The sequence below is a fragment of the Paraburkholderia sp. JPY465 genome (assembly GCF_050436725.1).
GTDB classification, from domain to species: domain Bacteria; phylum Pseudomonadota; class Gammaproteobacteria; order Burkholderiales; family Burkholderiaceae; genus Paraburkholderia; species Paraburkholderia youngii.
In genome coordinates, this window is record NZ_JBNDMT010000002.1 from 2,057,071 (window position 1) to 2,080,461 (window position 23,391).

At 62.4% G+C, this 23,391-nt stretch carries 24 protein-coding genes and 2 pseudogenes; 20 read left to right on the top strand and 6 right to left on the bottom strand.

The window, feature by feature from the left end:
- Window positions 1-166 precede the first annotated feature (166 nt).
- A complete protein-coding gene (locus QFZ94_RS11575; protein WP_368586139.1) occupies window positions 167-706 on the top strand; it encodes a hypothetical protein in 540 nt (179 codons plus the stop codon).
- A 32-nt stretch (window positions 707-738) separates the two neighbouring features.
- Here the strand turns inward: QFZ94_RS11575 and QFZ94_RS11580 are convergent, their stop codons facing one another.
- Window positions 739-1,713: a GlxA family transcriptional regulator gene (locus QFZ94_RS11580; protein WP_368586140.1), complete on the bottom strand. Its 975-nt coding sequence runs from the start codon at window positions 1,711-1,713 to the stop codon at window positions 739-741.
- Window positions 1,714-1,792: 79 nt separating this feature from the next.
- Here QFZ94_RS11580 and QFZ94_RS11585 point away from each other — a divergent pair, with 79 nt between their 5' ends.
- The 6 genes from QFZ94_RS11585 (at window position 1,793) to QFZ94_RS11610 (ending at window position 5,465) form a co-directional block, all read left to right on the top strand.
- Window positions 1,793-2,083 carry a phage baseplate assembly protein gene (locus QFZ94_RS11585; RefSeq protein ID WP_429457769.1) on the top strand — a complete coding sequence of 97 codons (291 nt, stop codon included), beginning with the start codon at window positions 1,793-1,795 and terminating at the stop codon, window positions 2,081-2,083.
- Window positions 2,084-2,331: 248 nt separating this feature from the next.
- Complete coding sequence (locus tag QFZ94_RS11590; RefSeq protein WP_429456967.1) at window positions 2,332-2,754, top strand: hypothetical protein; 423 nt, start codon at window positions 2,332-2,334, stop codon at window positions 2,752-2,754.
- A gap of 38 nt (window positions 2,755-2,792) precedes the next feature.
- Window positions 2,793-3,521 (top strand): M35 family metallo-endopeptidase, encoded by a 729-nt coding sequence (locus QFZ94_RS11595; RefSeq protein WP_429456969.1) that lies wholly within the window; start codon window positions 2,793-2,795, stop codon window positions 3,519-3,521.
- 4 nt (window positions 3,522-3,525) lie between these two features.
- Complete coding sequence (locus QFZ94_RS11600; RefSeq protein ID WP_410849808.1) at window positions 3,526-3,996, top strand: hypothetical protein; 471 nt, start codon at window positions 3,526-3,528, stop codon at window positions 3,994-3,996.
- A gap of 243 nt (window positions 3,997-4,239) precedes the next feature.
- Window positions 4,240-4,917 (top strand): DJ-1/PfpI family protein, encoded by a 678-nt coding sequence (locus QFZ94_RS11605; RefSeq protein ID WP_429456971.1) that lies wholly within the window; start codon window positions 4,240-4,242, stop codon window positions 4,915-4,917.
- A 107-nt stretch (window positions 4,918-5,024) separates the two neighbouring features.
- On the top strand, window positions 5,025-5,465 hold the full coding sequence (locus QFZ94_RS11610; RefSeq protein WP_429456973.1) for a zinc-finger-containing protein: 441 nt from the start codon (window positions 5,025-5,027) through the stop codon (window positions 5,463-5,465).
- A gap of 19 nt (window positions 5,466-5,484) precedes the next feature.
- Here QFZ94_RS11610 and QFZ94_RS11615 read toward each other — a convergent pair.
- A pseudogene (locus QFZ94_RS11615) lies at window positions 5,485-5,931 on the bottom strand (ATP-binding cassette domain-containing protein); the annotation flags it as partial.
- 60 nt (window positions 5,932-5,991) lie between these two features.
- Here QFZ94_RS11615 and QFZ94_RS11620 point away from each other — a divergent pair.
- On the top strand, window positions 5,992-7,152 hold the full coding sequence (locus QFZ94_RS11620; RefSeq protein WP_429455971.1) for an IS30 family transposase: 1,161 nt from the start codon (window positions 5,992-5,994) through the stop codon (window positions 7,150-7,152).
- An 8-nt stretch (window positions 7,153-7,160) separates the two neighbouring features.
- On the opposite strand, the pseudogene QFZ94_RS11625 reads toward QFZ94_RS11620, so the two are convergent.
- The 3 genes and pseudogenes from QFZ94_RS11625 to QFZ94_RS11635 form a co-directional block, all read right to left on the bottom strand.
- Window positions 7,161-7,454, bottom strand: a pseudogene (locus QFZ94_RS11625) (ATP-binding cassette domain-containing protein); the annotation flags it as partial.
- On the bottom strand, window positions 7,451-8,314 hold the full coding sequence (locus QFZ94_RS11630; RefSeq protein ID WP_429456975.1) for an ABC transporter permease: 864 nt from the start codon (window positions 8,312-8,314) through the stop codon (window positions 7,451-7,453). The gene QFZ94_RS11630 and the pseudogene QFZ94_RS11625, both read right to left, overlap by 4 nt.
- Before the next feature lie 28 nt (window positions 8,315-8,342).
- Window positions 8,343-9,413, bottom strand: a complete 1,071-nt coding sequence (locus QFZ94_RS11635; protein WP_368586149.1) for an aliphatic sulfonate ABC transporter substrate-binding protein — start codon at window positions 9,411-9,413, stop codon at window positions 8,343-8,345.
- A 234-nt stretch (window positions 9,414-9,647) separates the two neighbouring features.
- Between QFZ94_RS11635 and tauA the strand changes: the two genes are divergently transcribed.
- The 8 genes from tauA (at window position 9,648) to QFZ94_RS11675 (ending at window position 16,524) form a co-directional block, all read left to right on the top strand.
- Entirely contained in the window at window positions 9,648-10,697 is a 1,050-nt protein-coding gene (tauA, locus tag QFZ94_RS11640) for a taurine ABC transporter substrate-binding protein (protein ID WP_368586150.1), read from the top strand.
- Window positions 10,694-11,473 carry a taurine ABC transporter ATP-binding protein gene (locus QFZ94_RS11645; RefSeq protein WP_410849812.1) on the top strand — a complete coding sequence of 260 codons (780 nt, stop codon included), beginning with the start codon at window positions 10,694-10,696 and terminating at the stop codon, window positions 11,471-11,473. Before tauA ends, QFZ94_RS11645 begins: the two co-directional genes overlap by 4 nt.
- A complete protein-coding gene (locus tag QFZ94_RS11650; RefSeq protein ID WP_429456978.1) occupies window positions 11,473-12,357 on the top strand; it encodes an ABC transporter permease subunit in 885 nt (294 codons plus the stop codon). The genes QFZ94_RS11645 and QFZ94_RS11650 overlap by 1 nt, the downstream gene beginning before the upstream one ends.
- A gap of 148 nt (window positions 12,358-12,505) precedes the next feature.
- Window positions 12,506-13,324 carry an ABC transporter substrate-binding protein gene (locus QFZ94_RS11655; protein ID WP_410849814.1) on the top strand — a complete coding sequence of 273 codons (819 nt, stop codon included), beginning with the start codon at window positions 12,506-12,508 and terminating at the stop codon, window positions 13,322-13,324.
- 89 nt (window positions 13,325-13,413) lie between these two features.
- Window positions 13,414-14,157, top strand: coding sequence for an amino acid ABC transporter permease (locus QFZ94_RS11660; RefSeq protein ID WP_410849815.1), 744 nt, complete (start codon window positions 13,414-13,416; stop codon window positions 14,155-14,157).
- Window positions 14,157-14,891 (top strand): amino acid ABC transporter permease, encoded by a 735-nt coding sequence (locus tag QFZ94_RS11665; protein WP_429456981.1) that lies wholly within the window; start codon window positions 14,157-14,159, stop codon window positions 14,889-14,891. Before QFZ94_RS11660 ends, QFZ94_RS11665 begins: the two co-directional genes overlap by 1 nt.
- A gap of 40 nt (window positions 14,892-14,931) precedes the next feature.
- Window positions 14,932-15,951 carry a succinylglutamate desuccinylase/aspartoacylase family protein gene (locus tag QFZ94_RS11670; protein WP_368586156.1) on the top strand — a complete coding sequence of 340 codons (1,020 nt, stop codon included), beginning with the start codon at window positions 14,932-14,934 and terminating at the stop codon, window positions 15,949-15,951.
- Window positions 15,952-16,209: 258 nt separating this feature from the next.
- The gene (locus tag QFZ94_RS11675; protein WP_429456983.1) at window positions 16,210-16,524 is read left to right on the top strand and encodes a DUF4148 domain-containing protein; all 315 of its coding nucleotides are present in this window, start codon (window positions 16,210-16,212) and stop codon (window positions 16,522-16,524) included.
- A 520-nt stretch (window positions 16,525-17,044) separates the two neighbouring features.
- Here the strand turns inward: QFZ94_RS11675 and QFZ94_RS11680 are convergent.
- A complete protein-coding gene (locus QFZ94_RS11680) occupies window positions 17,045-19,024 on the bottom strand; it encodes a PhoX family protein (protein WP_429456985.1) in 1,980 nt (659 codons plus the stop codon).
- A gap of 383 nt (window positions 19,025-19,407) precedes the next feature.
- Here QFZ94_RS11680 and QFZ94_RS11685 point away from each other — a divergent pair, with 383 nt between their 5' ends.
- The 4 genes from QFZ94_RS11685 to QFZ94_RS11700 are packed head-to-tail and all read left to right on the top strand — an operon-like array spanning window position 19,408 to window position 23,374.
- On the top strand, window positions 19,408-19,959 hold the full coding sequence (locus QFZ94_RS11685; RefSeq protein ID WP_429456987.1) for a GNAT family N-acetyltransferase: 552 nt from the start codon (window positions 19,408-19,410) through the stop codon (window positions 19,957-19,959).
- Between the two features lie 40 nt (window positions 19,960-19,999).
- Window positions 20,000-20,929 (top strand): ABC transporter substrate-binding protein, encoded by a 930-nt coding sequence (locus tag QFZ94_RS11690; protein ID WP_410849819.1) that lies wholly within the window; start codon window positions 20,000-20,002, stop codon window positions 20,927-20,929.
- Between the two features lie 43 nt (window positions 20,930-20,972).
- On the top strand, window positions 20,973-21,974 hold the full coding sequence (locus QFZ94_RS11695; protein WP_429456990.1) for an LLM class flavin-dependent oxidoreductase: 1,002 nt from the start codon (window positions 20,973-20,975) through the stop codon (window positions 21,972-21,974).
- A 38-nt stretch (window positions 21,975-22,012) separates the two neighbouring features.
- Window positions 22,013-23,374: an LLM class flavin-dependent oxidoreductase gene (locus QFZ94_RS11700; RefSeq protein ID WP_429456992.1), complete on the top strand. Its 1,362-nt coding sequence runs from the start codon at window positions 22,013-22,015 to the stop codon at window positions 23,372-23,374.
- The last annotated feature ends 17 nt before the right edge of the window (window positions 23,375-23,391 follow it).

Below are 23,391 nucleotides of genomic sequence, written 5' to 3' on the forward strand. Positions count from 1 at the left end.
AGATAGCTCACACATTGACCTACCGGTACGCAAATCACTGACTACAATGTCTGAATGCAAGCGACGCTGCCAGGCGCGCGGTTCGAGTGACGCGCCGTGTCATGTGAGGTTTCAATTCCTTCATGGAGGCATGCCGATGACGTGCCAAAACGAGAGGATTGTCGGAGTGGTACTCGTCTTGATGAGCGGCTACGCGTTTGCGGGAGGCCCCTTCGGCGATGTGCCGCAAGCGATGATTGTCGCCAATATCGTCGCGTCGCCCGTCGAAGTCGTGCCGCCCATTCCCGAGCCACGGCGCTACTTCGAGCAGCAGCGGCAGCAGCGTTATGCGATGGAGTATCAAGGGGATCGGGGCAAGCCGTTCTACGCGCAAATGGAGAATTACTATAGCGTGGACCTTGCGCGCGATGTCCAGCTCGGCACCGCGAAAGCCCCGGTGTCGTCCGGACCGGCGTTCGCACCGTTGTCCGAACCGGGCGCAAATGCTGCCGCGCAGAGTGCTTCGAATTCTCTGCGTATGGGTCCATCTACCGCGCCGCAAATATCCATCGTTCAGATGAACGGTTCAGTGTTGTCGATTGGCCAGTCACCGCAGCGACGCTTGTCCTTGACGGTCGACAACTGGGTGTTCTCCGGCACCGCGCGCGTCGCGATACTGCATTCTCACGATACGGGCGCGACGCTGATCGTCAAACGCCGTTACTGAGTGATGTCGCGCGGGTTCCCGGGCCGCGCACGTCACGTCGACGAAAAGCGCTCGCGATACACCTGCGGCGCCACGCGCAGCTGACGCACGAAGCTGCAGCGCATCGTTTCCTCGCTGCCGAATCCACATCGCGCCGCGATCCGTTTGATCGACCAGGATGTCTCGCTGAGCAAGCGTTGTGCCGCTTCGATGCGTAGCTGCTCGACCGCGCGCGCGGGCGTGCGGCCCGTCTGCGCCTTGTAGTGGCGCATGAAGCTGCGCTCGCTCATATGCAGCCGTTGCGCGAGCGCGGGCACTGACAGGTCGGCTGCGAGATGCGACGTCATCCATGCATGCAATTCGCCGAAACGGTCGTCGGCATGTTGCAGCGACAGCGCCGCGCTGAATTGCGACTGCCCACCCGGCCGCTTCAGAAACACGACGAGCTCGCGTGCGACCTCGAGCGCCAACGCGCGGCCGTGATCTTCTTCGAGCATCGCTAGCGCGAGGTCGATGCCGGCGGTGACGCCCGCCGATGTCCAGATATCGCCATCGCGAATGAAAATCGGATCGGCTTCGACTTGCAGTTGCGGATAGGCCTGCGCGAGTTCGTCGCAACGCGCCCAATGCGTGGCGACGCGCCGGCCGTCGAGCAAGCCCGCCTCGGCGAGCAGGAACGCGCCCGAGCAGACCGACGCGACGCGTCTGCAATGCGGCGCGTGGCGCTGCGTCCAGCGGATCAGGCGTTGATCGGCCGATGCCTGGCGAACGCCCCGGCCGCCCGCAACGATCAGCGTATCGGGCGGCGTCTTCACCGAGCGCAGTGATGCGGCAAGCACCATGAGTCCCGACGACGATATGACGGGCCCGGCTGAGGCAGCCACGACGCGGGGTGCGTAGAGCTTGCCGAGCCCGCGCTGCGCGACGAGCTCATTGGCGGACGCAAATACCTGCAGCGGACCGCTCACGTCGAGCAGTTGCATGTTCGGGAAGGCGAGCAGCACGATAGAGCGGAGAGCGCTGGACATGTGAGCGAATGGGTGGCAGAAATCAAGGGGACAATCGAAGTTTTGCCAAACACTACGCGCATAGAATCGATCCGTCCAGCTGGACGAAATGGCAGATGGCGTAGTTCGGCTTCTCCTTCAATGCGACCCCTGCGTCGTGAAGATCGGCGCGGACCCCGTTGTCACCGGCTACGTTGACCGCGTTGCGGGGTCGTTGAGTGCGACGACACACACGCTGTCCATATCGGGGCGCGGCAAGTGCGAGGACGTGGCGGACTGCGCCGTGCAGTTCGATTCGTTCCAATTCGCGAACATGGCTACCGCCGACATAGCGCCAACTGTCACCGGAAGATGCGGCAGCGATTTCTCGCTGACTCTACGGAAGGCATAAACGCGAAACTGGCGGCTATGGATGCTTCATGGACGCAACACTAACCAGTTTCGATCCCTGACGATAAAGGCGGCTCAGTGCCGCCTTTTTTTGTCCCGCGCCAGCAGGAATATGCAATAGAAATCGAGATAACTGACACCATCGTAAATAGTTGTCAAAACGGGCTTATCCCGAATTAATGCGGTTGACCGTGATCCGTTTCGATGATTAATTCGCCAGGAATCGCCTGAAAACTGTTGAGGAGAGTAATGGAGCAACTGAAACAGCAAAGCAGTGGGACGGATTGGACGGTCGAGGAAGAATGCGACCTTTGCCGTATCACCTATTCGATCTACTCAAACTTCCCGCCGATGCCGTCCGCACAGGCCCTGAACGCCGAAACCGGCGAGTTCTTTCCGTTTGACAGGGTTCGCAAGATGAAATCCGGCTACGCCATGGCCGAAGCGTTGGGTTATGCATGGGCGTGCAACTGTCGCGGACGCGACCCTAAACGGTTCAACGAGCAGTTCGAGCTAAGAGACTCCACCGGCAAGCGGCAGGCGGGGGTGCGTTACAGGATCCGCGTCGGTTCGAGGGTCATCGCGAAAGGTGTCACCGATTCCCAAGGGCGGACCCAGCGTGTTTCGACAGATAAAGCAAGTGAGGTTTCCATCGAAGTTGCCGGGCAATAGCAGTGGACCCAGGTAAGTCTTCTATCTCTGGTGAACACATGACAAATGACTTTCTGACCAAGAATAGCCAATACTTTAAGACCGACGAGAATGAAGAATGGACAAAGGTCGGCACAGCCATTACCAATGCCATTCCCGGGTCAATATCCAATGTCGTAATCAATACGACGCCTATCTGTCCAAATATGAGCAATAAAGAATTTAGAGGGTTAATAATGCGTTTACGAGATGCAGCGTTAACTCTCATAAAGGAGCGCATTGCAGATATTGCACGTTGGGATATGTCAGCACAGGATCGCGCAGGAATCTGGTTTGGCAGGAGCGATCAATATATCCGCGATAAATTGAATATCGGTCTGCCAAGGCTTGCAGCCGCGATGCGAGAACTGCAACCTGAGAAAATAATTCGTTGGGACGAACAGAAGGTTGTACAGCTTTCCTGTGCAATAGTTCCCGATAGGGGCACGAACGATGCTGCTGTGTGCAAGCCAGATTCGCAAAGGCGATATATTGCAATTTATCCCCATTTTTGCACGCTGCCACCCGTTGCAGTCTCAGCAAATTGCCAATTGAAGGTAATCATCCATGAGTGCACGCACTATGTCGATACATTCAATTCAGACGATGTGATGTATGGTTTTGGTCGGGGCGTCGGTTACTGGGCTCAGAACGATCCTGAGGGGGCTTGCAGGAACGCAGATAGCATCGCATGCTACATCGCGCACTTCGATACCCAAACGGAATTCAACCAAAAGAAGATCTGGTGATCCCATGAAGAAATTCGCGTTCGCCGTCCTTTCGGCTTTTTGGTTCGCCGCTTCTCAGCAGGCGGCTGCATGTACTATTTCGGAAGATTTTACGGAAAGTGTTCCGCTTAACTATCAGGGAATTCCTAATTCCTATCGTCTTAAAATGGTGGACTTAGTATCAAATGCGCGCCGATGGCCCGACGTTGAAATTCAGGCTCAAATCGTCACAAACGCTTACGTCGGCGAAAAGAATGCAGAAGAATTAGCAAAGTCGAGGGGTCAACAGTTGAAAGAATTCCTAATTCAACTTGGAGTGAAGTCGCAATATATATATGTCGACACCCATCTGGAAGAGTCGCCCTATCCGCAAGACAACAGCGGATTCAAGGGATACCTACAGCTAAGCGTTGGTCTCATGCCGCTTTGCAAGGGCGGCTGCGAACGACTATGCGACGATCCCCGCATAACGCCGACGAGCAAGGCCGTCAAATAGAAATTCGCCCCGCTTCGGCGGGGCTTTTACCTTCGGCGCGTCGGTGCAGCAGATCGTGCGCAGTTGTTCTTTGTCAGGCGGACAGCACGACTGAGCGGGAAGCGCTGGACATACGACAACGCGTGGCAGAAATCAAGGGACCGATGGCAGTCTTGCCAAACACTACGCGCATAGAATCGATCCGTCCAGCTGGAAGAAATGACAGATGGCGTGTTTCGATTCCTCCTTCGATAAGGTATCCCTATGAGCCTCCAAATCGGTTTTCTGGTGTTTCCGAAAGTACAGCAACTCGATCTGACCGGCCCGCATGACGTGCTCGCATCGTTGCCGGAAGCCACGATGCATCTGGTCTGGAAGACGCGGGAGCCGGTGGTGTCGAGCAACGGCCTCGTGCTGACGCCGAGCGCGACGTACGAAAGCTGCCCGGCGCTCGACGTGATCTGTGTGCCAGGCGGGAGCGGCGTGACCGCGCTGTTGCAAGACGAGCAGACGATCGACTTCGTTCGCCGGCAGGCCGCGAGCGCGCGCTACGTGACGTCGGTCTGCACCGGCGCATTGCTACTGGGCGCGGCCGGATTGCTGCGCGGGCGGCGCGCGACGACTCACTGGGCGTTTCACTCGTTGCTGGAGCCGCTCGGCGCGATTCCGACGCATGCGCGTGTAGTCCGCGACGGCAATCTGATTACCGGCGGCGGCGTGACGGCTGGCATCGATTTCGGGTTGACTGTGGCTGCCGAATTGGCGGGCGTCGAAGAGGCGCAGGCGATCCAGCTCGAACTCGAATATGCGCCCGCGCCGCCGTTCGACTCGGGCGATCCGGCGTCGGCGCCGCAAGCGGTGGTGGAGCTGGTTCGGCAGAGGTCGGCGGAAAGTCTGGCGGCGCGGCGTCGCGTCGTGATGGAGATCGCAGAGAGAAGCTAAACCTTGCTTGCGCGTGCGGGCATTCCATTAAACTGTGAGGGTCCACCCGTTTCCGCCAGTCGGATTGATGCGATGAAGTACTGCAAATTGTCCCAGGGGCTCTCCCCATGCGCGTAGGCAAGCCCGTCAAGGCACTGCCGCAGCCGTCATGCGACTACTGCGGCAATCGTGCTTTGCTCGCGCGTTACGGCGACGAGTCCTACCCGTATCGCAGCGATCAAGGCCCGCTGTGGATCTGCACCCTCTGTCAGGCGTGGATCGGCGTGTATTCGCGCAGCAAGCACAACCTGCCGCTCGGCCGCCTCGCCGACGCGGCGTTGCGCGAGTCGAAGAGCAAGCTGCACGACGCGCTCGAACCGCTCGTCGCCGCGAAGGTGCGCCGCGATGGAGTGAACGCATTCGAAGCCCGCGCGAAAGCGATCCGGTGGGTCGCGACCGAACTCGGCTTCGATCCGGTTCCGGCGAGCATTCACGCGTTCACGCCCGAGCAGTGCGAACAGGCGCTGCGTTATGTCGAGGCTTTCGTTGAAGCGCGGCGTGCGCGATAGCGCGACTTTCCGCAGGCCGCTACATCTCCAGCAAAACATCGCGCAGCGCATCCAACGACGCATCGCGCGGATTCCTCGGCCGTTGTAACGCAATCGGCAGTTCGCGCGCGATGCGGCTCGGGCTGCCAACGCCCGCCGGGGACAACAGCAGCACGCGATCGGACAGACTCAGCGCTTCGTCGAGATCGTGCGTGACGAGCAGCACCGTCGTGCCGCGCGCATGCTTCAACGCGAGCAGCAACTGCTGCAGCCGCGCGCGCGTGATCGCATCGACGGCGCTGAACGGTTCGTCGAGCAGCAGCAGTTCAGGTTCGTTGAACAGACCGCGCGCGAGCGCGACGCGCTGCGCCATGCCGCCGGACAGTTGCTTCGGCAGCGCGTCGCGCACGCCAGCGAGGCCCACCTCGGCAAGCAGCGCATCGACTTGCGGATCGTCTCCCGCGTGTGGCCCCGCAGCAAAGGCGAGGCGGATTCAACCGGTCGATGCAACACAATGAACGCTGCATGAGCGGCGGGAGTGTTGCAAATGAAACAGCGACACCGGATTTACTACAGCGAGAAGCAGAAAGCGCTGATGTGGGAGCGCTGGCGAAAGGGTGAGTCTCTCGAGCATATCGCCCAGCTCTTCGATCGCCACCACTCGTCCGTGCAGCGGATCATCGGCGAAGCCGGTGGAATCCCGCCGGCAAAGCGACATCGTTCGCGGCTGGCGCTAACATTAGCCGAGCGGGAAGAGATATCGAGCGCGCTTGTTGCTGGCGATTCGATCCAGTCAATCGCCAGTCGGCTTGCGCGGGCTCCCTCTACCATCTGCCGCGAGATCAAACGCAACAGTGGGCAGGATGGCTATCGGGCAAGTCACGCCGATCAGCTTGCCTGGGATCGGGCGCAGCGGCCCAAAGTCTGTAAGCTGGTCGAACACCGGATGTTGGCACGCATCGTGGCAGACAAACTTCAACTGGAGTGGTCGCCCGAGCAGATCGCGGGATGGCTCAGGCGCGCGTACCCGGACAACGAGGATTACCACGTGTCACACGAGACCATCTACCGCAGTCTCTTCATCCAGGCCCGTGGTGTCTTGAAGAAGGAATTGCTCGAACATTTGCGGCGTACCCGGGTCATGCGGCGTTCCCGCCATTACACGCAGAAGACGGGCGACCACGGCAGGATCCGCGACACGGTGTCGATCAGCGAACGTCCAGCCACGATCGAGGACCGCGCAGTGCCGGGACATTGGGAGGGTGATCTGCTTTGCGGCAGCGGGAGCAGCCAGATTGCGACGCTCGTCGAGCGCCAGACACGCTATGTGATGCTGGTGAAGATTGCCAGCAAGGACAGCGAGGTGGTTGCCGATGCGCTCATCAAACATGCCTGCAAATTGCCCCAGGAACTCTACAAATCGCTAACCTGGGATCGCGGCACTGAGATGGCCAGCCACAAACGCTTTACTGTTGCCACGGACATTGCCGTCTACTTCTGCGACCCACAACATCCCTGGCAGCGTGGGTCGAACGAGAACACGAATGGACTGTTGAGGCAATACTTCCCGAAAGGTACCGACCTGTCGGTGTATTCACAGACTAGGCTCAATGCTGTGGCGAGACGGCTCAATGAACGTCCGAGGAAGACACTGAATTACGAAACGCCAGCCGAGCGGTTTAACCAAACTATTGCATCGACCGGTTGAATCCGCCCGATGTTGTCGGCCACGCTGAGCCATGGCAGCAGGCGCGGTTCCTGAAAGATCATGCGGACCCGCGGCGACGGCGCGAGCAAAGGCACGCCGTCGATCAGCACGGTACCCATGGTTGCGTGATCGAGTCCCGCCACCGCGCGCAGCAGTGTGCTTTTACCGCAGCCGCTAGGACCGACCAGACTGACGATCTCGCCGCGCGACAGCGCGAACGATACCTTGTCGAACACGTTGCGCTCGCCAAAGCGCCGCGTCAGTCCACGTACTTCGAGTAACGGAGCAAGTGCCCGATTCATCGCGCGGCCTCCGACGTCTGGTGCGCATCGCGCCACGACAGCGCGCGTAGCTCGATCGCTTTCAGCATGCCGTCGCTCAGTTTGCCGAGCAACGCGAGCAGCAGGATCGCGCCGAACACCAGATCCGGCCGGCCGGTTTCACGTCCATCGCTGAGCAGATAACCGAGCCCGCGCGTCGCCGCGATCAGTTCAGCGGCCACCATGAACATCCACGCGAGGCTGAGCCCCGTGCGCAGCCCGGTGAAAATCTGCGGCATCGACGCGGGCAGCAATATGCGCGTGAACAGCGCGCGCCGGCTCAGCCGGTTCAACTCGCCGAAATCGATCAGCTTGCGGTCGACGCCGTGAATGCCGGCCACCACGCTCAACTGCACGGGGAAAAACGCGCCGATCGCGATCAGCGTGATCTTCGGCGCTTCGTCGATGCCCATCCATAGCAGCAGGATCGGCACCCACGCAAGCGACGGAATTGCGCGTAAGGCCTGAAACATGGGGTCGAGCAACGCATCGACGCGCCGGCTCAGGCCCATTGCCGCGCCGATCAGCAGCGCGAGCACGGCGCCGATCGCAAAGCCGCCGTACACGCGGATCACGCTCGCGCCGATATGGCGCGCGAGCCGCGCCGCGCCGAGATCCCATAGCGTCTGCGCGATCGCGCTCGGCGCGGGGACCAGATGCATCGGCAGGATCGACGCGCGCACCAGCAGCTCGATGACAGCCAGGAACACGACCGGCAGCGCGAGACCGGCATAGCGCCACAGTCGTAACGGGTCGATCGCGCGCGGCGGTTGGGCGAGTTCGCTACACGACGGGCAGGACGAATCCCTCCGTGCGAGCGTGAAGTTCTTCGCGGTGCTCATCGGCAGGCTCGGGTCTGGTGCGTGCGGTTCATTTCGTGCCGTTGCTCGCCGTCGCAATCACCGGCTGCGCGACTTTAGCGTCGACCAGTGCATCGATGATCGCGTTCAGATCGGTGCCGCTCTTCACGAGTTGCTCGTCGACCAGGATCGGCGCAGCGGCTTTGAGCGCGGCAATCTGCCGGGCGCCAGGCTGAGGCTGGCTGAAGTCGTTGCGGCTCAACTGCAGTTTCGCGACCGGCAGCGAAACCTTGGATTCCTCCGCGACGATCCTGGCGGTGTCGTCAGGGTGAGCGGCGATCCAGACGCGGGCCTTTTCATAGACCTTCAGCACGCGCGCGAGCGCGTCCTGATGGTCGCGGATGAAGTCCTCGCGCGCATTCAGGAAGCCCCAGGTGTTGAAGTCGACGTTGCGATACAACAGCCGCGCGCCATCGTCGACCTGCGCGGCCGCCATGTGCGGATCGAGCCCGGCCCACGCGTCCACCTGGCCGTTGGCGAGCGCGGTGCGGCCATCGGGATGCTGCAGGTTGACGATCTCGACATCGTCGCGCGACAGCCCCGCCGTATGCAGCGCGCGCAACGTGAACAGGAACGGATCGGTGCCCTTGGTGGCCGCGATCTTCTTGCCCTTCAGATCGGCGAGGGTTTTGATCGGCGAGTCCTTGCGCACGACGAGGGCGGTCCACTCGGGCCGCGAATAGATGTACACCGCGCGAATCGGATTGCCGTTCGCCTTGCCGAGCACGGCGGCGAGGCCCGCGGTCGAGCCGATGTCGACCGCGCCGCTGTTCAGGTATTCGAGCGCGCGGTTGCTGCCGAGGCTGAGCACCCACTTCACTTGCGTGTGGTCGGCGGCGAACTCTTGTTCGAGCCAGCCGTTGCGCTTGATCACGAGGCTTTCCGGCGAATAGTACGCATAGTCGAGCTTCAGCTCGTCGAGCGGCGCGGCGTGGGCGGTGTGGGCTGCGCCGAAGATGCCGAGTGCAAGCGCGGCCGCGGCCGTTTTCAGCCAACCGCGTCTGCTGCGGTTGCGTTCGCCGCCGGGCTCGATTGCATTGCGCGCTGTCGTGAAGAATGAAAAGCCCCGGGTCGGTGTCATCGATTGTCCTTATGGTCGCGTGTGGTGGTCGTTCAATGTAACCAGGACGGTCGCGCGAGCGAACCAACAAATGCTCAGAATCAAAGCAGTTTTGGCGCTATGGCGGAGAGTCACGACGCAAAAGCAATGCTGCGTTCCAGTGATTAGCTATGCATGATTCGTTGGAACCGCGCCGGTCGAAAATGCCTATAGTCGGAGCCTTCTTCGTATCTCAAATCAACCCGAAGGCTTCCGATGAATCACTCTCTCCGTCAGTTGCGGCGTGCGCTGCGCGCCGCTGCCTTCGTCGCGGCGTCGGCCGGCATTGCCGCGTTTTCGCCGTTCGCTTCATCCGCGCACGCGCAAAGCCGCGAAGTCGTGATCGGCTATCAGGACATGGTCGTGCCGTGGCGTTACGCGCAAGCCACCGGCGCCGTCGAAAAAGCGACGGGCTACAAGGTCACGTATCGCAAGCTCGGCAGCGGCGCGGATGTGGTGCGCGCACTGGCGTCAGGCTCGATCCAGTTGGGCGAGGCGGGATCGAGCCCGATCGCGGCGGGTCTGTCGCAAGGCGTCGACCTGTCGCTGTTCTGGATTCTCGACAACATCAACGACGCGGAAGCGCTGGTCGCGCGCGACGGTTCGGGCGTCACGAAGATCACCGACCTGAAGGGCAAGACGATCGGCGTGCCGTATGTGTCGACGTCGCATTTTCATGCGCTGGTCGCGTTGCAGCAGGCGGGGGTCGATCCGTCGTCGGTGAAGATCCTGAACCTGCGTCCGCCTGAAGTCGCCGCCGCCTGGCAGCGCGGCAATATCGATGCGACCTACATCTGGGACCCGGTGCTCGCGAAGGTCAAGCAGAATGGCAAGGTGCTGATTACGTCGGGCGAAGTCGCGAAGGGAAGCGGCAAGGCAACCTTCGACGGCTTTGTCGCGTCGCGGCAGTTCGAGCGCGACAACGCGGCGTTCATGGCGGGTCTCGTCAAGGTGCTCGCCGATACGGACGCGCTGTATCGCGATCACAAGGCCGACTGGACCGCGGCTTCGCAGCAGGTGCAGGCGGTCGCGCAGGAGTCGGGCGCGGCACCGGCCGACGTGCCCGCGAGCCTCGCGCTGTACGCGTTCCCGAGCGCCGCGGAGCAGGCGTCGCCGACCTGGCTCGGCGGCGGCAAACAGTCCGGTGCGGCGCAATCGCTCGCGGCCACGGCGGCGTTCCTGAAGACGCAGGGCACGATCCAGAACGTGTTGCCCGATTACTCGGCGGCCGTGAATCCGCGCTTCGCGCAGCAGGCCGCGCGATGAGCATGCTCGACATCCGCGGACTGCGCGTGAGCTACGCCGGTGCGAGCGAGCCCGCACTCGCGGGTGTCGATCTGCGCATCGAGCGCGGCGAGTTCGTGGTCGCGCTCGGGGCGTCGGGTTGCGGCAAGACCACGTTGCTCAACTGCATCGCCGGGTTCGTCGATCCGAGCGAGGGCGAGGTGCGGCTCAACGGCACGCCGATCGACGGACCCGGTGCCGAGCGCGGCGTCGTGTTTCAGAAGCATGCGCTGATGCCGTGGCTCGACGTGCTCGACAACGTCGCGCTCGGCTTGCGGTTTCGCGGCATCGCGCGTGCGCAGCGACACGAGATCGCGCGGCGCACGCTGGCGCTCGTCGGGCTCGAACGGCACGCGAACGCGAAGATCCATGCGCTGTCGGGCGGCATGCAGCAGCGCGTGGGTATTGCGCGCGCGTTGGCGAGCGATCCTGAGATATTGCTGATGGACGAGCCGATGGGCGCGCTCGATGCGCTGACGCGCGAGACGGTGCAGGAACTCGTGCTCGACGTGTGGGCGCGCACCCACAAGACGGTGTTCTTCATCACGCACAGCGTCGAGGAAGCGCTGTTTCTCGCGACGCGTCTGGTACTGATGACACCGGGGCCCGGACGCATCGCCGAAGTCCATGAACTGCCGTTCGCACGCGAATATCTGGCGACTCGCGATGCACGCGCGGTCAAGTCGTCGCCGGCTTTCATCGAGTGGCGCGAGCGTCTGACGCGGCGGCTGCACGATACATTGCGTGAGGCCGCCTGATGAGCATGATCGAATCGTCGCAACAACACGCGCCGGCACGTCCTGACACAGCGCGTCGCTCGACCCGGCTACGCGGCGCGGCGCACGGCCGCAGACCTTATCGCGGCATGCCGGGTGAAGGCCCGAGCGCGTGGCTCAGTGTGACCTGCGTCGCGGTGTTTGCGCTGCTGTGGTGGACCGCGACTCATCTGCACTGGCTACCACCGCTGTTCCTGCCCGCACCGGACGCGGTCTGGCATGCGTTCGTCGATGCGTGGCACGGTCGCATCCAGGGCGGCTTGCCGTTGTCGGAGCATCTGCTGTGGAGCGCGATCCGCGTGTTCGGCGCGTTCGCGCTCGCGAGCATCACCGCGATACCGGTCGGCATTCTGATGGGCGTGAGCCGCGTCGCGCGCGGACTGCTCGATCCGCCCCTGGAGTTCTACCGGCCGCTGCCGCCGCTCGCGTATCTGCCGCTCGTCGTGATCTGGTTCGGCATCGACGAGACCGCAAAGATCGTCGTGATCTGGCTCGCATGTTTCGCGCCGATCGCGATGGCCGCGCGTGCCGGCGTGCGCAGCGCGAGCGTCGAGCAAATCAACGCGGCGTGGTCGCTCGGCGCGAATTTCCGCCAGGTGGTATTGCACGTGGTGCTGCCCGCCGCGTTGCCCGAAATCCTGACCGGGCTGCGCATCGCGATCGGCTTCGGCTGGACCACGCTGGTTGCGGCCGAAATGGTCGCCGCCACTGCCGGACTCGGTCAGATGGTGCTCAACGCGTCGAGCTTCCTGCGCACCGATGTGGTCGTGATGGGGATCGTGCTGATCGGTCTGATCGCGTGGCTGTTCGATCTCGGCATGCGCGCGCTCGAACGCAGGCTGGTGCCGTGGAAAGGCAAGCAGTAAGCACCTGCCGCATATCTGAATCGCCGCTTAGCTCGTGACGATTAGTTGGTTCGCCATTGCGATGCGCGTTGTTACAGTCAGTGCGTCGTTGTCGTGAGGCAGTCGTGAATCACGTCGTACATAAAACATCCAAAACAAAGGCCTAACCATGAAAATCAGATTCGTTGGCGCAGCAGTGATGGGGTTGCTGCTCGCGATTTCCGGCACAGCGCATGCCGATCGTCTCGACGACATCAAGAAGGCGGGCGTGCTGCGCGTCGCCACCTTCGACAGCAACGCCCCGTTCGGTTTCGTCGATCCGAAGACCAATCAGATCGTCGGACTCGACGTCGACTATGCGCGGGCGGTCGCAAACAAGCTCGGCGTGAAGCTCGAAATCCAGCCGACCAATCCGGCGAACCGCATCGCGTTCCTGAAGTCGGGCAAGGTCGACCTCGTGTTCGCGAACTTCACGATTACCGACGAGCGTAAGAAGGAAGTCGATTTCAGCACGCCGTACTTCGCGTCAGGTACGCAGTTCATCGCAAAGAAGGGCGTACTGACGTCGCCGCAGCAGGTGAACAGCCTGCGCGTGGGTGCGGACAAGGGCACGACGAACGAACAGCAGGTGCGCGCGCAATTCCCCAACGCGACGATCGTCGCCTACGACGACACGCCGTTCGCGTTCGCCGCGCTGCGCGCCGGCAACGTGCAGGCGATCACGCAGGACGGCCCGAAGCTCGTCGCGCTGCTCGCGAACGTGCCCGACAAGGCGAATTACGAGATCCCGCCGTTCACGATTTCGAACGACTATGAAGGCGTCGGCGTGCCGAAGGGCGAGACGCGTCTGTTGAACGTCGTCGACGATACGCTGAAGGGCCTCGAAGCGAACGGCAGCGCCGCGAAGATCTACGACCGCTGGTTCGGACCGGAGAGCCGCGCGCCGTTGCCGCGTCTGTTCAAGATCGGCGATCCGCAGAAGAGCTGATCCGACGGAAACTTTAGAGCCGGCCTGCCGTGTGAAAACGGCGGGCCGCTTTTCATTGCGCAACGAAAGCGCTCGAGTAGAAGGGCAGAATGAACGGTTGGCTGGAACCGAAGTACCTTGGGTGGATCGCGCATGGCTTTCTGATGACGCTCATGTTGTCGGCCTGCGCGGGCGCGGCGGCGACGTTCGCCGGTTTCGGGCTCGCGCTCGCGCGTAATGCGCGCAACGGTATGCTCGCGCGTGCGGCCGCGCTATACATACTGGCGTTTCGCAATTCGCCGTTGCTCGTGCAATTGCTGTTCTGGTATTTCGGTGCAGCGACGCTTTTGCCGCAGCCGTGGATGGAATGGTTCAATGCGTCGCACACGGTGTCGCTATTTGGCTGGACGATTGCGTGGCCGTCGTTCGAATTCGTCGCGGGCTGGGTCGGGCTTACCTGCTATACGACCGCGTTCGTCGGCGAGGAATTTCGCGCGGGTATGCGCGGCGTCAAGGATGCGCAGCATCAGGCCGCCGCGGCGCTGGGGCTCACGCCGCTCGCGGCGTTCCGTTACGTGATTCTCCCGCAGGCGATCCGCATCGCGACACCGCCTCTTGCCGGGCAATACATGAACCTCGTGAAGAACTCGTCGCTGGCGATGACGATCGGGCTCGCGGAACTGTCGTATGTATCGCGGCAGGTCGATACGGAAACCTTCAAGACGTTTCAGGCATTCGGCGCGGCGACGGTGCTCTATATCGCGATCATCGCGGTTATCGAAGTGGTGTTGCTGGTGTGGAAACGCGGCGGTGCGCGGCGCGGCAACGCGCGGCTTTTGCAGGGAGGGCATTGATGAGCGAGCTCGAATGGCTGCCGACACTGCGCTATCTGCTGCTCGGCACGTTCCCCGATGGGCCGCTCGGCGGCGCGGCGCTGACGGTCGTGATGTCGATCGTCTCGGCGTTGCTGTCCGCTCTGGTCGGTCTCGCCGGCGGCATTGCATTGTCGATGACGCGCGGCGCCGCGCATCTGGCGCTCACGGCCCTTGTCGGCTTCTTTCGCGCGATCCCGGTGCTGATGCTGATCTTCTGGACCTTCTTCCTGATGCCGATACTGCTGCACATCGACGTGCCCGGCCTCGCCACCGTGGTTTGCGCACTCGCGCTGATCGGTGGCGCGTATCTGTCGCATTCGGTGCAGGCAGGCATCGCGGCGGTCGGCGCGGGACAGGCGCAAGCGGCGGCGTCGCTCGGCATGACGCGCTGGCAAGCGCTGCGATACGTGCAATTGCCGCAGGCGATACGGATCATGATGCCGTCGTTCGTCAATCAGTGGGTCACGCTGATCAAGGACACATCGCTCGCTTATATCGTCGGCGTGCCCGAATTTACGTTTCTCGCCAATCAGGTCAATAATCGGCTGATGGTGTATCCGGTGCAGATCTTTGTGTTCGTCGGCATCGTTTATCTGCTGCTGTGTTCGACGCTGCAGTACGGTGCAACGTGGTTGCTGAAGCGCCGCTTTCGTTCGGGTCATGCGGCGAACGGCGAAACGAAGATCAAATGGCAGTTTCCGTTTGGCGTCTAGCCGCAACGGCTAGAAGGCCGTTACTTGCGCGAGCGAAGCAATGAGTTCAACCCTTACGCCGAGCAACCCGATTCGCAGTGAAATCGATCTGGACGCTCAGGGCAAGCATGCGGGCTATCTGCGACTGCCGCATTCCGTGCATCGGTCCGCGTATGGCTGGCTGCCGATTCCGATCGCTTCGATACGCAACGGCGCGGGCCCCGTCGTGCTGATCATGGCGGGCAATCACGGCGACGAGTACGAAGGACAGATCCTTGTGTCGACGCTGATCCGCGAAATCGACGCGGCTGAGGTTGCCGGTCAACTGATCCTGTTGCCGCAAGCGAATGCGCCGGCGGCCGAGGCGGGCCTTCGCACGTCGCCGCTCGACGACGGCAATCTCAACCGCACGTTTCCGGGCGATCCGCAAGGTTCTCCGACGCAGGTGATCGCGCATTACATCGAGCATGTGTTGCTCGCGCGCGCGGACTATCTGATCGATCTTCATTCCGGCGGCAGCTCGCTGCTTTATCGTGGCAACAACATGCTCGCGATCGATCCGCGCGACGACGCGGAGAATGAGCGGCTGCAACACGCATTACGCGCTTTCGGGTTGCCGAACGCCTTTTTGCATGCGGAAAACCCGGTGCATGCGGCGACGGCTGCGCGCCGGCAAGGGGCGCTGTCGATCACCGCTGAGCTCGGCGGCGGCGGAACCGTCGATGCGGCGTTGCTCCGCGAAGCCCGCCACGGCCTGCTGCACTTTCTCGGCGCGATCGGCGCATTGAGCGGTCCACTCGTGCCGGAGGCGCCGCCTGCCGACACGCGTTTCCTGCGCGTCGCGGGCGCGCGTCACTACGTGTACGCGTACGACAACGGTCTTTTTGAGCCGCTGGTTGAACTCGGCGAGCGGGTGGTCGCAGGGCAGCCCGCGGCGCGCATTCATTTCCCGGACACACCGCTGAAAGCGCCGGTGACCTGTCATTTCGCGAGCGATGGCGAAGTCGTATGCAAGCGGGTGCCCGCGCTTGTCAGGCGAGGGGATTGCCTATTTCATCTCGCGGAGGAATGGGTCCGCTGAAGCGGGCGGGGCGCATTCGGATCGCTTGACGCTGTCTCGAGCGCGGCACGCACCTGGCGGTCGTGCGATAGCGAGTTGCACGCGTAAAGTCCGCTTCGCGTCGCCGGGCGGGCATTCGCGCGAAGATGCCAGCATTCTGCTGCTAATTGGAACAATGCCTTCGAATACTAGGGGTTAACCCTCGGGCGGAAGGCTCCTAGACTTTCGGTGTTGGTGCAGACACGTTGTCGCACCGCTAACGAAAGTCGATGGAGAATCATGAAGTCCCTCATCCAAGCCGTTGCAGTTGCCGTTGCAGTCGTAGTGCCGGTTGCCTCGTTCGCCCAGTCGAATGGCCCGATTACCCGCGCCCAGGTGCGCGCGGAACTTGTTCAGCTTCAGAAGGCGGGTTATCGCGGTGGTGATGGGGATCAAGCGCACTATCCCGACGCGATCCAGGCCGCGGAAGCGAAGGTCGCCGCGCAGCAAGTTGCAACAAACGGTGGTTACGGCGGTGCCGCAAGCGGTTCGTTGGACCAAGGTCGGCCGGCAGTGTCGAAGGCTGACTGGGACGCGATGTACAACCATCCGTAACTTGACGGTGCTGAGCGCTCGAGCGCGTGTGCACGGTTTCGGATTTCGCAGGGCCCCTCCGCGCTCTGCGTCGTCGCGGCATCGACGACGACCAGGGGGCGTCGTCGAGGTCGGGTTTAACGTCTGTATCCCGCGTTCATTGGCGCTCACGCACGTTAAAGAGACGGCTGCAACGGGTCTTGCATTTACTGCCTCGTGCGATACCACCGCCATAGCTTCATGATCGCCGCATACGCCAGCGCCGCCACGATCAGTTCGATCGTCACCCAGACCACGAAATAGAAGTCCGTGAGGTCCCGCACGCCGAGACAACCGGAAGCCGCCCAATATGCGTTCGACTCGCTTTCTGCCCACACATTGTTTGGCGGGACACAGCGAACCGACAGCAGAAACAACGAAATGAACAGCCCGATCTTGAACAGCCCTCGGAACCGCTTGCAATGCGTGCCTTTCTACTGGCTCAAAGCGACATCAATGGTCCTCATAACAAAACTGGATGGTATCCCCGTGATCCTTGCCGTCACACCAGTTTGATCGATGTCGGGTCCGCGGTCAGATAACCGACCGCCGAGCCGAAGCGGTTCCGGTAGTTCGCGCGTACGAGCGGATCGAGCGTGGCCTGGACTTTCGAATGCAGGGAAGTCCAGTCGCCCGCATGTTGGAAATTGCTCATGATGTAGGTCCAGCCATTGATTTCATCGACGGCATGCAATCCTGTCGACTCCGCCCCGGCCGGACACGACAGCACGCGCGACAGCGCCTTCGTGTCGACGTTATATGCCCACAGGAAATTGTTGACATGCATGCCGCTGTCCTCACCGATGAACAGAGTACGCAGCTTTTCCGAGAACTTCAGGTTGTCCGGATTCGCGATCTTCTCCGGATTCGCGGTATTACCGAGGCTGTCCGCACTCGCCAGATCTTCGCCAACCAGTTCACCCGGCGCGCTCATATCGATGGGAACCCATTCGCTGTCGATCGCGGCGCCATCGAGATCGCGCTGCCCGCCCTTCATATTCAGCGCGTAGACGGCGCCCGATGAAATGCCCTTGTCGAGCGCGATATCGGTCGAATGGTCATTGCCCCGCACCATCGACGCCGTGATCTGCGACATGGCCGAATACAGGATCTTGTCTTTCGCGTTGACCGTCGTCCCTTCGAGTTTCGTAAAGCCCATGCTCGCGCCGCGCAGTGCGGCGTAGCGGTGCGTCTCCAGAAATGCGGCGGCTTTCTCCATGCCAGGCTTCAGGCGGACCCAGTTGAATTTGCCGCCGAAGTGAATCCGGGTGAACGTCGGATCGGCAGGCGGGTTCTTCTCGTCGGTGACGATGTCCATGATGTCCGTGATCGTCAGCGTATCGGCGAGCGCCTCGATTTCATCGCTGGTCGCGTGACCGATTTTGAGCCACGTCAGCGTAGCGGCGCCGGCACCCGCCGACGAGCGTTGCGCCCACTTCGCGACATACAGCGTGCCCGCCGACAGGTCGGCTTCTTTGTCCGCGATGAACATGAACAGGCCGCCGTTGGTCGCGTCATCGCCCATCAGCACGGTGCGCTTGTCGGGCATCACCTGAATCAGTTCATGCGAAATGCGGCCGAGGCAGTAATGCTTCTTGACCGTACCCGTGCCGTCAGGATGCACGGTCACTTCCGGCAGATGGCCATAGTGATACGGCCGCGCCGCCGATTTGCTGCCGTACAGGTTAAGGCTGTACGCCTGGAACTGCGTGTTCGTCGCGATGGTCGCGGCATCCGGTTCGTACTCTTCGCTCGACAAATGCGTATTCCACGGCGACAGGCTCGCGCCGCACATGATCCACAATCCATGCGCGCTCGACGTATCGATGTTCGAATAGCTGACCAGCGTGAGCTTGCCGGTCGTCGGGTCCTGATCGAGCGTCAGCACGGCAATCGGCGACGGCAGCTTGCCGTACATGTCGCCCGCGGCTGTTTCCGTCTGGTCGCGCGTCGCGTATTCGAACTGCACCACAGCGAACACCGCGTTCCCCTTGATGCCCTTCACCACCGGCTTGTCGAGCCGGATCAGCGAGGTGCCGTCCGGGCAGTCGGAGAAAAACTGGCGCTCCTTGGCCGGTACCGACGTGTCCATGATCGGCTGGTTGTTGATGTCGAAATAACCGCCCGCCACGATCACGCCGCCCGTCGTGTTCGCTACCGTGTCGCCCGTCACGAAGAACGGCTGATACGCGAGTTTGTAGGTACGGCTGCTGCCGTCGCTGTACTGCGTGGTCAGCGTCGATCCGACCGTGGTCGCCGCCATCGCAGCAGGATTCGCGAGCGTAGGCGCTGCCATCCCGGCGAACGACGCTGCCGTGAAGGTCGCTTCCCTGGCGGCGGGCGTGTTGCTCCCCGCGAGGTCGTTACTCCCGCCGCAGCCCGTGAGAAGGGTCGTCGCGGCACACGCGCCGAGGGGCAGCATCGGCGCGCCTGCGATGATCCTGAGAGCCCTGCGGCGTGAGTAGTCGAATGATTGCACCATGTTCTCCTGGTTCCTTGTTGTGGGGTGTACCGGGGACTCAGGATCGGGATAACCATGGCGCGCCGGATTGACGCGTTACTTTATGGAATGAATATGAAACGTATTTGACAGCCGCGTGTAATGTTTTCGGCAAAGTGCTGTCACGGTGTGTCGACCGGAGATCGCGCCGCGTGCCGACGTAGGTCGCCGGAATTGCTGGCGCGTACGTTTGCACGCATCTCGACGTGACATGGGCGTTGCGCTACGCAATTGCAGCGCGTTTGTCGCGATCGCAGCCAATCGCGAGACCAGATAAAGATAGAGAAATTGCTTGGTTAGCGGCCACGCGGCTGCACGCTATCGTATGAGCTCCTGACTATCCGACGACCTCGCGTCGATCGTTCATGAGCACTCTCGTCGTTGATACCACGCCACTCGATCCCCGTGCGCAACCGCTGCTCGACGCGCTGCTGCACGAATACGCGACCCGCTACGAAGATTATCGAAAGGACGGCGGCGCGGCCGCCGCGCAGGAGATGGCGCGCTATCCGGCCGACCTGTTCGCACCGCCGCACGGCGCATTCATTCTGCTGATTCGCGACGGCGAGACGATCGGCGGCGGCGCGTTCAAGCGCTACGACGCGCGTACCGCGGAACTCAAACGCATCTGGACGCGCGACGATCTGCGCCGCCAGGGACTCGCGCGACAGGTCGTGCAGGAACTGGAAGCGCGCGCGCTCGCGCAGGGCTACTCGCGCATCTATCTGACTACCGGTTTCAAGCAGCCGGAAGCATGGGCGCTTTACGAACGCACCGGCTATACGAAGTTGTTCGATACCGCGTTACCTCACGAAGTGCACGTGCATCTTCGCTTCGGCAAGAACCTGCTCGCGCCGCAACGCATCGACACGCTCGACGACCTGCGCGCGAAAGACGCCGATCTGGCAGTCCGCTAAACGCTGCACTCCTATCTCCTCACACTTCGACGGATATCACATGAAGACAGGTCTACAGTTGTCGTCGCTCGTATTGGCGGCCATGTTCTATGTCAGCGGCAACGCGTTTGCCGCGACCGGTTTCGATCTCAGTCCCGACCAGCACGGCCGCGTTCGCGCCGAACAGGATGCAGCCGCGACGAAGGCGGTGCCGGCGAACTTCCCGTTCGTCGCGAAAGACGAACTGACCGTCGGCATCGTCGTCGCGCATCCGCCGATCAGCACCTATGCCACCGATGCGAAGACCGTGGTCGGCTTCGATCCCGATCTCGCGCAACTCGTCGCGGACAGCCTCGGCCGCAAGCTCAATGTCGTGATCCTCGCGTGGCCGGACTGGCCGCTCGCGCTCGCTTCCGGCAAGGTCGACGCGGTGATCTCGAACGTGACGGTGACCGAGGAGCGCAAGGCGAAGTTCGACTTCTCGACCTACCGGCGCGACGAGGTCGGCTTCTTCGTGAAGACCGACAGCCCGATCAAATCGATTCGCGAACCCAAGGATGTCGCGGGACTGCGCGTGATTACCGATGCCGGCACGAACCAGGAAAAGATCCTGCTCGAATGGGACAAGCAGAACGTCGCGCATGGATTGAAGCCGATCCAGGTGCAGTACTACGACGACGATGCGGTCAAATCGGTGGCGCTGCAATCGGGGCGTGCGGACGCGATCTTCAGCGTCAACGCGGCGCTGCTGTACGACTCGGCCACCCATGGCAAGACGCGCCAGGTGGGCACCGTCAGCGGTGGTTGGCCGCGTACCGCCGAAGTCGCGGTGACGACGCGCCGCGGCAGCGGTCTCGCCGCGCCGGTAACGATCGCGCTGAACGATCTGATCGGCAAAGGCCAGTATCGCGCGGTGCTCGAGCGCTGGAACCTCGGCTCCGAAGCGATCGACAAGGCCGCGACCAATCCGCCGGGATTGCCGAAATCCTGAGTGCGTCAGCGCTTTTTATCTTTCTTCGTCGATCTGCCATCCCATGACCTTTTCGCTATCGCTGCTGGATAAGAGTCCGATTGCCGCGGGTGCGAGCGCGGCCGAAGCGTTGCGCTTCACGGTGTCGCTCGCGAAGCGCGCCGAAGCGCTCGGCTTCAAGCGCTTCTGGATCGCCGAGCATCACGGCGCGCCCAACCTCGCGAGTTCGGCGCCGGAGATCGTCGTCGCGCATGTGCTCGCGCATACGTCGCGGATTCGCGTCGGCTCGGGCGGTGTGATGTTGCAGCACTACAGCCCGTTCAAGGTCGCGGAGACCTTCAGGCTGCTTGCGGCGCTCGCGCCCGGGCGCGTCGATCTCGGCATCGGTAAGGCGCCCGGCGGACTGCCGCAGACCACCCGCGCGCTGCAATGGCTGCACGACAGGAAGAACAAGCCCGGCTTCAACACGCAGCTCGCGCAACTCGATGCGTTTCTCGGCGCGGGCGTCGAACCGGACCATCCGCTCGCGGGCGCGCTCGCGTTTCCGGCTCCGCCGACGCTGCCTGAGCGCATTCTGCTCGGTGGCAGCCCGGATAGCGCGGCGCTCGCGGCCCGGCAGGGCTGGCAGTTCTGCTACGCCGGACACTTCAATGGCGATGAGGCGAACATCGAGCGCACCGTGCAGACGTACCGCGATGCGAGCGGCCGCGCGCCGCTGCTCGCGCTGTACGCGGTCGCCGCGGCGACGCGCGACGAAGCCGAGCGGCTCACCGGGCCGGTGCGCATCTACAGGCTGCAACTGGCCAGCGGCCAAAGCCTGAATCTGGCGACGGCTGATGCCGCCGAAGAATACGCACGCCAGGCGGGCGCGAGCGGCTACACGATCGAAGAGCGCCATCCGCACGTCGTCAAGGGCACGGCCGACGATGTACGGGACCAGCTCGACGCATTGAGCCGCCGCTACGGCATCGACGAATTCGTCATCGATTCGCCGTTGCAACATTACCCTGCGCGCCTGCGCTCGGTTGAACTGCTCGGCAGCACGATCGAGCCGGCCTACGCGTGATCTCTCCAACGAACACTCAACGATTGGCGGACTATCCGATGAGCCATCGCAAACTCAATTTCGGCATCATGCTGCAGGGCGCCGGCAGCCATATGAATTCGTGGAAGCATCCGGCCGGGCCCGCCGATGCGAGCGTGAACCTGAAGTTCTTCGTCGATACGGTGCGCAAGGCCGAGGCACACGGCATCGCGTTCGCGTTCGTCGCCGATGGTCTGTACATCAACGAGAAATCGATTCCGCACTTTCTGAACCGCTTCGAACCGATCTCGATCCTGTCGGCGCTCGCGACGGTCACATCGAAGATCGGGCTCGCGGGCACCGTATCGACGTCGTACAGCGATCCGTTCACGGTCGCGCGCCAGTTCGCCTCGCTCGATCTGATCAGCGCCGGGCGCGCGGGCTGGAACGTCGTCACGACGCCGCTCGAAGGCACGGCGAAGAACTACGGCGGCTCGCATCCCGAGCATGCGCTGCGCTACGAGATCGCCGACGAATACCTGAGCGTCGCACAAGGCCTGTGGGATAGCTGGGACGACGACGCGTTCGTGCGCGACCGCGAGCGCGGGGTATTTTTCGAGCGCGACAAACTGCACACGCTCGATCACGAGGGCAAGTTCTTCCAGGTGGCCGGGCCGCTCAATATTCAGCGCTCGGCGCAGGGTCAGCCGGTGATTTTCCAGGCGGGTTCATCGGATGCGGGCATCGCGCTCGCCGGCAAATACGCGGACGCGGTGTTCACGCATTCGGTGTCGATCGAGGAAACGCGCGCGTTCGCGCAGCGTGTGAAAGACAGCGCGGTCGAACATGGCAGAAGCCGCGAGGACGTGAAGATTTTCCCCGGCATCAGCCCGATCGTCGGCGCGACACCCGAGGAAGCGGAAGCGAAATACCGCGCGATTCGCGAGCTATTGACGATCGACGAAGCGCTCGCGTACCTCGGCCGCTATTTCGATCACCACGACTTCACGCAGTATCCGCTCGACGAACCGTTCCCCGAGCTAGGGGAGATCGGCCGCAACAGTTTCCGTTCGACCACCGACCGCATCAAGGCGGAAGCGCGCAGGAAGGGCTCCACGTTGCGCGAGGTCGCGCTCGAAGTCGCGACGCCGCGCACGCATTTTCTCGGCACACCCGCGCAGATCGCGGACGAGCTGATCCGCTGGCTCGACGCCGGCGCGGCCGACGGTTTCATCCTCGGTTTCGCGGTGCAGGCGCAGGGTCTCGACGATTTCGTGCGCTACGTGGTCCCCGAACTCGAACGACGCGGGCGCTATGAGCGCACGTTGACGGGCTCGACGCTGCGCGATCATCTCGGCTTGCCGCGCAAGGCGAGCCGCTACGAGGCGTTAGCAAGGTTGGCAGACCCGGCCGACACGGCCAACGCGGCTGCCCTGGCCTGAGACCGCGGAGCAGACGA

Coding starts and splice junctions, on each gene's coding strand:
- QFZ94_RS11685 (WP_429456987.1), top strand. CDS start 19,408: ATGAGCACTCTCGTCGTTGATACCACGCCACTCGATCCCCGTGCGCAA.
- QFZ94_RS11580 (WP_368586140.1), bottom strand. CDS start 1,713: ATGTCCAGCGCTCTCCGCTCTATCGTGCTGCTCGCCTTCCCGAACATG.
- QFZ94_RS11650 (WP_429456978.1), top strand. CDS start 11,473: ATGAGCATGATCGAATCGTCGCAACAACACGCGCCGGCACGTCCTGAC.
- QFZ94_RS11595 (WP_429456969.1), top strand. CDS start 2,793: ATGACAAATGACTTTCTGACCAAGAATAGCCAATACTTTAAGACCGAC.
- QFZ94_RS11600 (WP_410849808.1), top strand. CDS start 3,526: ATGAAGAAATTCGCGTTCGCCGTCCTTTCGGCTTTTTGGTTCGCCGCT.
- QFZ94_RS11655 (WP_410849814.1), top strand. CDS start 12,506: ATGAAAATCAGATTCGTTGGCGCAGCAGTGATGGGGTTGCTGCTCGCG.
- QFZ94_RS11645 (WP_410849812.1), top strand. CDS start 10,694: ATGAGCATGCTCGACATCCGCGGACTGCGCGTGAGCTACGCCGGTGCG.
- QFZ94_RS11675 (WP_429456983.1), top strand. CDS start 16,210: ATGAAGTCCCTCATCCAAGCCGTTGCAGTTGCCGTTGCAGTCGTAGTG.
- tauA (WP_368586150.1), top strand. CDS start 9,648: ATGAATCACTCTCTCCGTCAGTTGCGGCGTGCGCTGCGCGCCGCTGCC.
- QFZ94_RS11610 (WP_429456973.1), top strand. CDS start 5,025: ATGCGCGTAGGCAAGCCCGTCAAGGCACTGCCGCAGCCGTCATGCGAC.
- QFZ94_RS11635 (WP_368586149.1), bottom strand. CDS start 9,413: ATGACACCGACCCGGGGCTTTTCATTCTTCACGACAGCGCGCAATGCA.
- QFZ94_RS11630 (WP_429456975.1), bottom strand. CDS start 8,314: ATGAGCACCGCGAAGAACTTCACGCTCGCACGGAGGGATTCGTCCTGC.
- QFZ94_RS11670 (WP_368586156.1), top strand. CDS start 14,932: ATGAGTTCAACCCTTACGCCGAGCAACCCGATTCGCAGTGAAATCGAT.
- QFZ94_RS11590 (WP_429456967.1), top strand. CDS start 2,332: ATGGAGCAACTGAAACAGCAAAGCAGTGGGACGGATTGGACGGTCGAG.
- QFZ94_RS11605 (WP_429456971.1), top strand. CDS start 4,240: ATGAGCCTCCAAATCGGTTTTCTGGTGTTTCCGAAAGTACAGCAACTC.
- QFZ94_RS11700 (WP_429456992.1), top strand. CDS start 22,013: ATGAGCCATCGCAAACTCAATTTCGGCATCATGCTGCAGGGCGCCGGC.
- QFZ94_RS11695 (WP_429456990.1), top strand. CDS start 20,973: ATGACCTTTTCGCTATCGCTGCTGGATAAGAGTCCGATTGCCGCGGGT.
- QFZ94_RS11690 (WP_410849819.1), top strand. CDS start 20,000: ATGAAGACAGGTCTACAGTTGTCGTCGCTCGTATTGGCGGCCATGTTC.
- QFZ94_RS11660 (WP_410849815.1), top strand. CDS start 13,414: ATGAACGGTTGGCTGGAACCGAAGTACCTTGGGTGGATCGCGCATGGC.
- QFZ94_RS11680 (WP_429456985.1), bottom strand. CDS start 19,024: ATGGTGCAATCATTCGACTACTCACGCCGCAGGGCTCTCAGGATCATC.
- QFZ94_RS11620 (WP_429455971.1), top strand. CDS start 5,992: ATGAAACAGCGACACCGGATTTACTACAGCGAGAAGCAGAAAGCGCTG.
- QFZ94_RS11665 (WP_429456981.1), top strand. CDS start 14,157: ATGAGCGAGCTCGAATGGCTGCCGACACTGCGCTATCTGCTGCTCGGC.